The organism is Enterobacter cloacae complex sp. SHL012 (genome assembly GCF_049237505.1).
GTDB lineage: Bacteria > Pseudomonadota > Gammaproteobacteria > Enterobacterales > Enterobacteriaceae > Enterobacter > Enterobacter kobei.
On the sequence record NZ_JBMKIZ010000001.1, the window covers coordinates 817,446 to 829,788 of the forward strand.

The following is a 12,343-nucleotide window of genomic DNA, read 5'->3' on the forward strand; positions in this document are numbered from 1 at the left end:
CATAATGCCTGGACGCGTTATTCGCGGCGTCCAAAGATGTTTTCCAGTTGGTTAACGCCGTCTGGCGCCAGGTCGCGAATAATGTCCATAAAGTTAAGTTCTGACAGCCGCTGCACCCGTTCAATCATCAGCGGTGCGGGGTGGCTCGGTTCGTACTGCGCAAAATACTGTTTTGCTTTTTCCAGCATCAGCTGCGCATCGGCACGGCTGGTGACCTGCACGCTGCGCCAGTCGGTAACCGGCTGAACGGGTTGTGTTGCCGCAGGTTGATGATCGGCTTGCGGTTCAGCCTGCGCCTCGCGGCCCGGCAACAGCTTGCTGATGTCGGTCACCTGACAGGCACTGGCGACCAGTCCTGTGGTCTTCAGCAGTTGCTCCATCTCGGGTACACCGCTTTCACCGAGATATCCGGTAAGGAGCGCGCGGATGGCCAGCAACCGCTCGTTAATCACGATTACCGCGGCAGTCCCTGGCTGGTCACCGCGGGCCAGTTCGTCAATCAATCTTGGACGGCCTCCCGGATAGTCCGGGCATTCAGTTTTACTGCCGTCCAGCAGTGCCTGGGCGTCCCGCAGCGAAATTTCATCGCCGTTTGAACGCAGCAGCGAGGCGTTGCGTACCGCAATGGTGAGTTCAGATTTATCGCTCAGCCCCGCCAGGGCATTAATCCGATAGAACGGGTCGGTTTCGCCATACTCCTCCAGAAGCGGATAAAGCGGCTCCCAGTAGCGCGCGAGCGCCTCCTGCACCAGCAGCAGCCCGTCTGCGTAGCCTGCCAGCCCGCGGCGGCGTGTCCACGCATGGGTTAGCGCCAGCATCACGCGCAAATCTTTCGTGCGCGCCAGCAGGCTGGTGGCGTATTTTTCTACCGTGTTCCAGTCAGCAGGCTCTGCAGGGATAATGGTGTCGCCAAACTGCTGTTCCGCTTTCCCCTGGCTTGCCTGGTTCATCACCTGGAAGTCAGCGTCGTATTCCAGATTGTCGCCACAGGGTTTATCCGGGCTTATGGGCGCGAGAAATTCTTCGATATTCATGAGATCCCTGCTTATTCAAACATGGGCGGATAAAGACCGTGACGTCCCGGGCGGGCGCCCCCTGCCGGGTCGAACAGCAGGGTGAAAAGCTGCCCGGTAAAGTTGCCGCTGTGGACATGGGTGTACAGCGGGTAACCGTCGCAGCGGTTGGTCCACCAGTAGCTGGTCTGACGCAGCGGGTCAAAACACTCTGCCGCCTGCGGCCAGCCCAGCGTGCTCTGACCGTCCTCGTCATAGCCAATCACGTCAAGGATGTCGGAACGCTTTTGCGGCTCGACGGGCTGCGGAGCCGGAATGGACATCAGCATTTCATCCAGCTGCGAGGCGGAAAAACTGTTGCGCACCGCGTGCAGTCCCAGACGACCAATCTGCTGATACCAGCTTTCCGCCTGGCTGAGCAGGCTGGTCGACCACTCTGACGGGGCGAAGCTCAGCTGGATGCACACCGGGTATTGTCGGCCAACGCTGTCCCGACCGGGCAGCAGGCAGCCCATCTGGATCATCTGGCTGCCCAGCATTGGGGGGACAACAAAATTCCACACCGGCGCTTTGGTGAACGGGCGTTCTCCGCTACGCTGCTCTTCCTGCTGCCAGGCAAGCAGGCCAACCTGAAACCAGTGCGACCACTGGCGCTGTAAGGTGTCAGGAAAGCGGCGCTGCAGGAAATCTCCGGCGCTGGGTAATTTGCCATACCAGCTGTAGCGGTTCATCGCAGGGGTATTCGTCATACGGCTGTCCTTGCGGTTATGGGCATGAGAAACGGGGTAGCTGGAACGGATTGCGAATGCTGTTTGGCGCAAACTCCAGCGTGACCTGATGTCCGTCGACGTTGAAGGTGGCCTGACGGCTCAGGCTACCTGCGCCCGGGCTGGTGCTCGCTTTGTCGAAAAAGCGGTTGAGTGCCCAGGCGCCGTTGGTCACCAGCGTCGCCGTGCTGCCGTTAGCCAGCCCCAACTGCATGCGGACCTGGTTGGTGCCGCCCGGCCCCGGCCAGTTCATGATTTGAACGGCTTGCGGACCGTGGCTGTAGCGCAGCAGCTGGCCGTCAACGTCCAGCGTCAGGTTCAGGATGGTGTTATCCATTCGCACGGTGCGTACCGTGACCTTGAAAGACGGCGTGGTGGCACCATTCGCAAAGAAAGCGTCGCGAATCGACTGGGCCTGCTGGAACGGTCTCAGCAGCCCTTCGCTTCCCGGCAGCGTTTTACCGTCGATGCCCGGCATAAAGCGCCAGTTTGCCTGGGTGGTATCGACTTTATTGGTCAGGTTGTCGCGAAAGAAGGTGTCCATCAGCCCGGTACCGGGCGCAAACATGCGGGCGAGGTCGTCTGGGGTGACTTCCGTGCTGGCGCTACGCACCAGCGGATAACGCCCGGCAATGGCCTGGCGGCAGAACCCGCCCACTTCGACGTTAATCCGCTTACGCACATTCTCCAGATCGCGGCGCTGGGTATCGCTGCTGGCACCCACCGCCATATTGCTGAACATGGTTTGCAGCCCACCCGGCAGACGACCGGCGCTGGCCTGCAGACGGCTGATCGCCTCGCCGCCCGGCGCTGGCATGCCGCTGTTGGCGGCATCCTGTACGGCGGTCAGGTAACGATAAAGCTCATCCACCTGCTTAAGAAAATCATCAAAGACGATGGTCTTGCCCCCCTTCTCCAGCGGCTGGGCCAGCTCAATCATCGGGGCGTAGTGATCCGTCACCAGCTGTTCCGGGGCCTGGGTAACGGCAGCGGCCTGCGTCGGGGCAGTGTCATTATTGCTGAACAGCGCTTCCAGCGTGCGGGTGGCGCGGTTGCTCTGCGCCTGCGCTTTACCGGCGTCTTCCGGGGCTGGCGTATCGCGCGACAGCGTCAGCACCTGGCTCAGGTTCTGCACCAGACGGCGCAGGGGTGAGTTTGCGCCTGAGAGCAGACGCGCTGTATTGATGCGCTGGGAAAGATCGGCGCTGTTGTTAAGCTGAATGTCGGCGAGAAAGCGATCCCAGGTAGCGATAAAGTCGCGCATGTAGAGCTGACGCACGGCGTTGTCGATCTGCTGTTTATCCTCCTGCGCCGTCGCGGCGCCCAACACCCAGGCGTCGTCTTCATGCAGTGCGGTGGTCACGCTGTCGATTTGGCTGTTAAAGCTTTTCCAGTAACCGTCTGGCGTATAAAGACCCGGCACGCCGTCGCTTACCGACTTGCCGCTTTTGCGTGAAAACACCAGCTCGCTCTGCGGTCCGCCCAGGTCGGAAAGGGAGACCGGCTTAAGGTTTTCATCATGCTCCAGCAGACGCTTAAGACGACCATACACGCGAGTGGATAACGGCTGCTGATTGATCAGCGCGCGTTCACGCGCCACCAGGGACGCGTCCTGCGCGTACGGCGAAGCCTGAATTTTAGGCTCCAGCAGCTGCGTCAGGTGCCATTCAAGCTGCTGCAGCTGCGCTTTCGTCACGTTCTGCGGCAGGTTGCGCTGCAGATTGAGCATCACCCATGAATGCAAGAATTTGCCGTCGTAGTGCTTCGGCTGGTAAAGCATCTGATAGGCTTTCAGCGCTTCATAGCTGTACTCCACGTCGCTGCCATTATCGTTGCGAAGCCAGGTAGTGATGTGCATGGCGACCGCTGGCAACAGCAGCTGATCCAGCGCTTTCTGGTACAGAGACTGAGAGGCATCGCTGACGTCATCTCCGCGGTAGAGCCCCATGCGACGGGAAACCGGCGGATCGTTTACATCAAACGCATCGCTTTTTGGCAGATCAACCAGACCATTCATCAGCGGCAGCAGATCGAACAGATCGCGCTGCGGCTGGTTCTGCAAGGCTTTGCTCTGCTGATCCAGCAGCGGCACCTTGGCATCCACCTCTTCCAGATAGGCCTTATTTTTGGCATAGCTGGTCAGCCACAGTCCGCCGAGTATCACCAGCAGGGCCAGCAGCGCCGCATAGCCGGACCAGATCACCGCCCGGTTACGCAGTTCCCACCAGCGGTTTTCTCCGGCAATGCCGGCTTCCTGGAAAATGACGTTTTGCAGCAGGTTCTTGATGAAGAAGCTTTGGCCTTTCGCCCCAGGGATCGGCGCGTCTTTACTTACCGAATCCCAGTTATCACTCTCTCCCCCTTCCGGCAGAGAGAGCGCACGGTTCAGTTCGCCCATGACGCGGTCAAACGGCATCCCTTCCTGGGTGCCGCTGGCAAAGTAGATCCCACGCGGAGAGAACTCGGTTTCAAAATTGGAGCGGGCGAAGACCGTGCTCAGGTAATCCGCCAGCAGGGGACGCAATGCGGCGAACTCCTGCGGGAAGAGATACGCTTCGGCACGGGTTTTCGCGTCATGCTCTTTCAGCATGGTTTCCGGCAGCCCGGCATCGAGGCGCTGCTGCAAGAGCGAGAACTCTTGCTGGAAGTTGCCCATCAGGTCGTAATCGGCGTGTTTAGTCTGCTCCCACGGCAGCGTAAAGCCCCAAATCTGGTCCCGCTGCGCTTTGTCGTAGTCGGCAAACCACGCACGGAAACCTTTGAGCAGGTCAGCTTTGGTGACCATCACGTAAACCGGGAAGCGGATACCCAGCTGCTCATGCAGCTCAGAAAGACGCTGGCGCAGATTCACCGCCTGCTGGCGTGACGCCTCCGCAGACTGGGTGAGCAGATCAGAGATGCTGATGGTGACAATGACGCCGTTGATCGGCTGACGACGACGGTACTTACGCAGTAACCCCATGAACTGCAGCCATTCACCGGCATCCTGCACCTGCTCGCTTTCTTGCGTGGTATAGCGGCCCGCCGTGTCGAGCAGCACAGCCTCGTTGGTGAACCACCAGTCGCAGTTGCGCGTACCGCCGATACCCCGCAGCGCGGTCTTACCGAAGCGGTCAGCCAGCGGGAATTGCAGTCCGGAGTTAACCAGCGCCGTGGTTTTACCGGAGCCCGGTGCGCCAATAATCACGTACCACGGCAGTTGATACAGGTATTGCGTGCTGAAGCGTTGCGTCCACTGGGCGCCCTGTCCTGCTTTGCTGAAGTGAGCTTTTTTGAGCATCTGCGCGGCTTCATCGAAACGGCTGGCAAGGATTTGCTCCTCGCTGTTCAGGCGTTTCTGCGGATCCGCCGCTTCCGGGCTGGTGGTGTTCTCGTTGAGCTTATCCATCAGCTTGCGGTTCAGCCAGGCGTTATAAAGACGCGGCAGAATGTGTCCCTGCGCCCAGAGCAGATAGACCACAGCAATACTGATAATGCGGTTCTGTTCAGATTCCAGGGGTCGGGTATCCACAATGGACAACAGCGGACCAATCATCCAGATCACCGCCGCAAGCGCGGTTACGCCCAGGAAGCTCCACAGAATGCGGTTGGTCAGAATGGAAAGAAGTGTAGTCAGCATCCTTAGTTTCCTTGCGGCAATCCGTTCAGCTCAGCCTGAGTGTTTTCAGGCGACACCAGCAGAGTAATTTCCACACGGCGGTTACGGGCGCGGTTTTCCGGTGTCGTGTTCGGTGCTACCGGGTTAATCTCACCCCGCCCTTCCGCTTTCACGCGGTCTGGCTGAGAGAGGCTTCCTTGCAGCATTTTCTGTACCGAGCGGGCGCGTTCCAGAGAAAGCTCGTAGTTGGAAGCGAAGCGCGCGCTGCGGATTGGAACGTTGTCGCTGTATCCCACCACCAGAATTTTGCCGCTGACGTTGTTCATCGCCTGCGCTATGCGGTTAATAACCGGTTCATAACGGTCACGCACCACCGTCGAGGCGGAGGCAAACAGCCCGTCTCCTTTCAGGATAACGACGCTGCGATCCGCTTCATCTTTTACCGCGACCAGACCTGCCTCGATTTCAGGCTTCAGGAAGCCGCGCAGGTTTAGCACTGCGGGCAACTGACGGGCCGGTTGCTGAATGGTGGTTTCCGGCAGCTGGGACTGATAAATCTTCGCCAGGACCGGACTGGTGTTATCGCCAAGACGCCAGTTAAGGACGATATAAAACAGGCAGGCGATAAACCCGGCCAGCGCCACGCAGGCCCACAGGGGAACCATCGGCCGCCACAGCTTACGCAGCACCGGGCGATCTTCCGGGTGGGGAGACAGCGGTGGCGGATAGCTGCCCCGCACGCCGCGAATCATCTGCCACAGCCGCTGCTTGATGGTCTCAAGCTGGGTGCGACCATTGTCCAGCACACGGTAACGCCCTTCGAAACCGAGCAGCAGGCAGTAGTTGATCATCTCCAGCAGCAGGATATGTTCGCGCGGGTTCTGCGACAGACGCGCCAGCAGCTGGAAAAACTTCTCGCCGCCCCAGGTTTCGTTATGGAACGTCACCAGCAGGCCATTGCTTGACCAGACGCCGCTGCTGCCCCAGGGGGTAAGCGCAGCGGCCTCATCCAGCGCCGTGCAAAGGCAGTAACGCGCCCCGACAATCACTTCGTAGGGTAGCCCCGCCTGCTGACAGCGGACTTCAAAACGGCGAATCTCATCGATCAGGCGCTGGCGTAACGCCACCTGATCGTCATGTGAAACCGAATGACGGATCTGCGGAATCGCATTGAGCAGCGGATTAGCGGCCGCCACCAGCTGATTGTTGCTACTGGCTCCGGTAAACGCGGCATCACTGCCGGTATCCTGTCGTTCCTGCATATTAAGCGCTCGCTTTATTATTCTGTCGGGCTACGGATGGCCCAAAACTCCATATCCAGCCCCGGAAACTCCCCTGCCAGGTGCAGGGCGAAGGCGCCGGACTTATCCATCTCGTGCCACAGCTCGCTGCCCTTCTCCAGCTCGAAATAGCTGTAGCCTGCATGCCACGGGATCTGCGGCGGCGCGACCGGCATGGCGCGCAGCATAATGCCCGGCAGCTGAAGCTGGACCAGATCGCGGATTTTCGACACCGGCGCGATTTTCATCTGCGCAGGAAAATGGGTTTGCAGGTGTTCGCCGGGCACATTCGCTTTGACGGCCAGCACGAAGCCAAACTCGCGTACCATGCTGGTTTCAGGAACGGTGGCAATGTTAAGACCATGCGAGCGCTCGTTAAGCGGCAGCTGAATAGCGTGGTCTTCCATCACCAGCGACAGCCCCTGACGCAGCATCAGCATCAGCTTACTGAAGCAGTTCGCCAGATCGTCGTGATCGTAGACCGGCAGCACGCTCTCCGTGGTCCGTTGCGGGGTCCAGGTGGCAAGCTCGGACGCAAACGGCAGCCAGCTGCGCCAGAGGGTTTCCGGGTGCAGCAGCGGCAGCGTTTTTAAATGCGAAACCTCGCCAAGATGACGGTTCACCAGCGACAGTAACGTAAATTCAATCAGTTCCGAGGTGTTAAAACGGCCAGGCTGGCGCAGACGGCCGCCGATCTGCTGGCTGCGCTGCACCAGTAAGCCGTGCAGATCGTTAATCATGCTGTAGATCTGCGGACTGTTATTGGCGTTCAGCATCGGCGGGATGTAGCTGTTATCGAGCCGGACGTGGTTGTCGTGGCGTTTTTCAGTGACAAACGCCACGCCGATTGCGGTCCATTCTGCCGTGAGATCTTTTTCCAGCATCAGCGTCAGGCGCAGGCGGCCAAACTGTACGGTGGCATCCCCCACCGACATGGCGTTGTCGTCTTCGACCTCTTGCTCGAACGCGATGAAGCGCGCCAGCGAGGCCGGTTCTTCGCTGAAGATCACCTCTTCCCGCTCGCCACGACGTACCGGCAGTGCGAGCACCACCTTTTCGTTGGTGAGATTGTCAGGGATTTTAAGCGGCACAGGACCATTGCGTCCGTTGCGCACCTGGAAGAAGGTCCCGTCTGGCAGAAGCCCACTGCAGTAGCTCAGGGCAATGCATCCCTGACGAAGCATCGCTTCGTCGAGTTCAACATCAAGAAAGCCCCAAAGATAGGAACGCTGCAACGTACCCCATTCACGAACGTGGTTGAGCAGATAACTTTCAGTCCGCTGAAAATGGTGTGGACGCAGGAACATGCCTTCGGTCCAGACGACCTTTTCTGCTTTCGTCATGATGATGTGTTTCCTGTTGTGAAGCGCGTTACTGGCTGATGACCCGAATGCCATTTACGTCGAGAAAAACGTTGGCCTGGAGTTCATCCGCGGACCATTTCCAGAACTGGTAGATATGATTTTCGCCTGGCACAGGCAGAGGGAGAGACACGCGCCATTTTTTACCATCCAGCTTCTGATATTCCGCCATCACGCCGATGTAGCGAGCCTCGGGATCGCTCTGACCGCTGAGGGTTTTCGACAGCTGTCCCGGCATCAGGAAGAACACATCGCTGTTCAGCAGATTCGCGCCAAGGGTTGCTGACGCGTTGTTCTGCAGGGAATAGAAGTCGCTGGACATGAAATCCGCATCGGATTTCAACAACAGCACACGGACTTTAAGCGGCGCAGAATCATTGATTTGTGGATGAGCCTGAAACTGCAGATTGTAGCGGGAGGGGTCGCTGTGTGAAGACGACGTACAACCACTCACAAGGGCGAAAACCGCCGCGTAAAAGACCAACCACAGCTTATGAAAATTTTTATTATTCATAAAAATACGCCCACGAAAGCCGTTTAGTTCAGGATCCAGGTACCGTTAGCGCTGTCTTTGCAGGCTTTGCTGTTGCCATCGACATCAACGCAGGTCGCTTTTTTACGCGCCTTAGGACGAATGGCCTGTTTACGGACGGTCGCTTCATACTGGTCGGCTTTGATAACTGCACGCATCGGGACGTAACCAATCAGCTGGTCATTACCCTCATCGGCAAGCGCCATCCAGTAGTGTTCAACCTGACCCAGCACCACGTAGGTTTTTCCAGTTTCCAGCGTACGGATAACCTTTCCGCCAAAGTCAGGACGGCTCATCAGGGAAGCCGGATACATGGCACGATAAGGTTCGTTGAGCGGAGTGAATTCCGTCGGCGGCAACACGGCGTGACGGTGCGTTAAGGTGACACCGTTGACCTGACTGGTCACGATCGTGTCGTCGTTGATTGCAGGTTTCTGTGGCGCTTTACAGCCCGCCACCGCCATGACAAACAGAAGTGAAAACAGTACGCGCATTTTCATATGCTTTTCCGTAGCGATATTTCGATAATGGAGATAAGGGGATGAAATTTGACTTAGGTGCTATTGTTAAAATAGTCAGGATAATTTCGGGGTGTTACTATTTTGAGGGCATAGCTACCGCACGAACCTTTCAGAATAAGGCCCAGCGTCTTCCTGACATATTTTGACAAACGGTAAACAAGTTTACATGAGCTTCGCATCAATTCAATATTTACCGCTACGTAAGTGGCGGTTAATGAAGCAGTCGAAACATTATAGGATTTATCTGATAAAAAAACCCGACATGGCCTAACTTCACTTATTTTCACTCCGCACACAGATGTAAATCGTTGTTATAAAAAACAAAAAACACAAAAGAGAACAACTTTCATTAACGCAATAAGGCTATTATCGCCACTACCATAATTAGTAGAACTCTCGAATTGGTGATGTCAGAAGAATATGTCGACGATGAATTATTTGTTGCACTAACAGGGTATCTTTAATATAACCCGTACTGCCCACTCGCAGGACGCCTATTTCACTTATGACGCGGGCGTTAATTTTACGGCTCAAAATAACTTTATATTTCACGCTGTAATAATTACCGCATAAGACATAAAACCCATCCATCAATCATTAAGCCAGAATAAACATTCAGGTCCCTATTTTAATCCTGAAGGTGCTATACCCCCTGCCAGCCGTGGCATTTCTGTTTCTGATCGACCTGAGCCTTCATTCGAAATTTTATCAGTGCTACATCCTTCCTCGCCCACCGCTATCTATCCCACCTACTGGATGATAGATATAATTTATTATTAAAATGATAAAAAAACGTTATAATTTCTTTAAATATTTAAGCCGCCCGTAAGTAACCCGCTGTAATAAATAGTATTTAAGATAAGCAATTATGTTGCGTCGCGAGCACTTCCCCACCCGGCCCTCATTGCTTTAACTTATTGCCCTTTTCAGTGGATTGGCGGGCGCATGCGCGGTATGACCGAACAAGTCAGGAGTAGGTATGAACAAGAAAAGACGCTCAGTTCCCGGTATCAGACACTATGATGGCCCTGCCGGCGGCTGGGGTGCGCTAAAAGCGACAGCCATTGCGGTACGAACCCAGATGGATACCTTTGATGCCCCCGCCACGCTGCTGCGCACCAACCAGCCTGATGGTTTTGACTGCCCGGGCTGCGCGTGGCCCGATAAAGAACACAAATCGACCTTCCAGTTTTGTGAGAACGGCGCCAAAGCGGTAACCTGGGAAGCCACCAGCAAACGCGTTACCCCCGCGTTTCTGGCGGAAAACGCCGTCTCTTCTCTGCTGGCTAAATCTGACTTTGAGCTGGAAGGGTATGGTCGTCTGACGCATCCTCTGCGCTATGACCGGGCAAGCGACACGTTCAAACCGGTTGAGTGGGACGAGGCTTTTCAACGTATCGGCGAGGTGTTGCGCGAGCTTGAACCGGACCAGGTCGAGTTCTATACCTCCGGGCGAGCCTCTAATGAAGCGGCGTATCTGTTCCAGCTGTTTGCACGCGAATACGGCACCAATAACTTCCCCGACTGCTCGAATATGTGTCACGAGGCCACCAGCGTCGGTCTACCCCGCTCCATCGGGATCGGGAAAGGCACCGTCTCACTGGACGACTTCGATAACACCGAGCTGGTGATCTCCATCGGTCATAACCCCGGCACGAACCATCCGCGGATGATGGGTACGCTTCATGAGCTGGCGCGACGCAACGTGCCGATTATCGTCTTTAACCCGTTACGCGAGCGCGCCCTGGAACGTTTTGCTGACCCGCAAAGCGTCATTGAAATGGCAACCTATAGCTCAACGGACATCGCCTCGACCTACTTCCAGGTGAAGGCCGGAGGCGATGCCGCCGCGCTGAAAGGTATGGCCAAACACCTGCTGGAAATGGAGGCCGAACGCGGTAACGTGCTCGACCACACGTTTATCGCAGAACACACCCAGGGCTTTGATGACTTTGCCGCCGATATCGCGCAGACGCGCTGGGATGACATTGAGCGCGAGTCCGGGCTCAGCCAGGCTGCGCTCAAAAAGGTGGCCGTGGCCTATGCGAAATCCAACGCCACCATCATTACCTACGGGATGGGGATTACCCAGCATAATAAAGGCACGGCAAACGTCCGGCTGATCGCTGATGTGCTGCTTCTGCGCGGAAATATCGGCAAGCCCGGTGCGGGAATATGCCCTCTTCGCGGCCACTCTAACGTTCAGGGGAACCGTACCGTCGGGATTAGCGAGAAGCCCACCCCGGCCTTCCTGAACCGTCTGAAAGAGGTGTTTGGCTTTGAGCCGCCTTCTCACCATGGGCATGATGCGGTGCAGGCGACCCAGGCCATGATCGACGGTCGGGCGAAAGCGCTTATCTGCCTCGGCGGTAACTTTGCCGTCGCGATGCCCGATCACGAGAACGGCTTCCCGGCAATGGGTAACCTTGATTTGAGTGTTCACGTTGGTACTAAGCTGAACCGTACCCATCTGCTGGTGGGTAAAGAGACGTTTATTTTCCCGTGCCTTGGCCGTACCGAGCTGGATGTTCAGGCCACCGGTCGTCAGTCCATCACCGTCGAAGACTCCATGTCGATGGTGCACGCCTCGTCCGGCAAGCTGAAACCCGCCTCACCGTTACTCCGTTCAGAACCCGCCATCGTCGCCGGCATGGCGAAAGCCACCCTGCAGGAGACCCGCGTGGACTGGATGACGCTGGTTGAAGATTACGACCGTATCCGCGATCTGATCGAGCAGACCATCCCGGGCTTTGAGGACTACAATGCGCGGATCCGTATTCCGGGCGGCTTCCGTATGCCGCTTCCCCCAACGAAACGCGTCTGGCCAACGGCGACGGGAAAAGCGATGTTCTCCGTATTCGACGGCGTACACGAGAACGCCAGCGGCGAAGGCGAGCATGTTCTGCGTCTGATTACGCTGCGCAGCCACGATCAGTACAACACCACCATTTATGCTCTGGACGACCGCTATCGTGGCGTGTTTGGCCGCCGCGACGTGCTGTTTATGAACGAAGAGGATATGGCCCTGTCAGGGCTGGAACACGGCGACCGCGTGGATATCGAAACCGCCCTGCCCGGCAGCGTTCAGCGCCTGGAAGACATTACCGTAGTGGCATACCACATCGCGCGGGGTTCAGTCGGGGCTTATTACCCGGAGGCCAACGTGCTGGTGCCGCTCGATTATCTGGATAAGGACAGCGGTACACCGTCTTACAAATCCGTTCCGGTTCGCATCATCCTGCGCTCGAAAGAGATCCGCATGCTGTAAGGC

The 12,343-nt window shown here is 56.9% G+C and carries 8 protein-coding genes; 1 reads left to right on the top strand and 7 read right to left on the bottom strand.

The window, feature by feature from the left end:
• Positions 1-17: 17 nt before the first annotated feature.
• From tssA to ACOTY9_RS03960, 7 genes are read right to left on the bottom strand one after another with little or no spacing between them, the layout of a single operon-like run.
• Positions 18-1,034, bottom strand: a complete 1,017-nt coding sequence (gene tssA, locus ACOTY9_RS03930; RefSeq protein WP_023330612.1) for a type VI secretion system protein TssA — start codon at positions 1,032-1,034, stop codon at positions 18-20.
• Between the two features lie 11 nt (positions 1,035-1,045).
• Complete coding sequence (gene tagF, locus ACOTY9_RS03935; RefSeq protein WP_014884235.1) at positions 1,046-1,762, bottom strand: type VI secretion system-associated protein TagF; 717 nt, start codon at positions 1,760-1,762, stop codon at positions 1,046-1,048.
• A gap of 16 nt (positions 1,763-1,778) precedes the next feature.
• Positions 1,779-5,399 carry a type VI secretion system membrane subunit TssM gene (gene tssM / locus ACOTY9_RS03940; protein ID WP_023330613.1) on the bottom strand — a complete coding sequence of 1,207 codons (3,621 nt, stop codon included), beginning with the start codon at positions 5,397-5,399 and terminating at the stop codon, positions 1,779-1,781.
• Between the two features lie 2 nt (positions 5,400-5,401).
• Positions 5,402-6,640, bottom strand: a complete 1,239-nt coding sequence (locus tag ACOTY9_RS03945) for a DotU family type VI secretion system protein (RefSeq protein ID WP_045134169.1) — start codon at positions 6,638-6,640, stop codon at positions 5,402-5,404.
• A gap of 17 nt (positions 6,641-6,657) precedes the next feature.
• Positions 6,658-8,001, bottom strand: a complete 1,344-nt coding sequence (gene tssK, locus ACOTY9_RS03950; protein WP_348565443.1) for a type VI secretion system baseplate subunit TssK — start codon at positions 7,999-8,001, stop codon at positions 6,658-6,660.
• Between the two features lie 28 nt (positions 8,002-8,029).
• Positions 8,030-8,533, bottom strand: coding sequence for a type VI secretion system lipoprotein TssJ (gene tssJ, locus ACOTY9_RS03955; RefSeq protein ID WP_014884239.1), 504 nt, complete (start codon positions 8,531-8,533; stop codon positions 8,030-8,032).
• A gap of 23 nt (positions 8,534-8,556) precedes the next feature.
• Positions 8,557-9,051 (bottom strand): hypothetical protein, encoded by a 495-nt coding sequence (locus ACOTY9_RS03960; RefSeq protein ID WP_014884240.1) that lies wholly within the window; start codon positions 9,049-9,051, stop codon positions 8,557-8,559.
• 1,000 nt (positions 9,052-10,051) lie between these two features.
• Between ACOTY9_RS03960 and ACOTY9_RS03965 the strand changes: the two genes are divergently transcribed.
• A complete protein-coding gene (locus ACOTY9_RS03965) occupies positions 10,052-12,340 on the top strand; it encodes an FdhF/YdeP family oxidoreductase (RefSeq protein ID WP_348565442.1) in 2,289 nt (762 codons plus the stop codon).
• Positions 12,341-12,343: the final 3 nt, after the last annotated feature.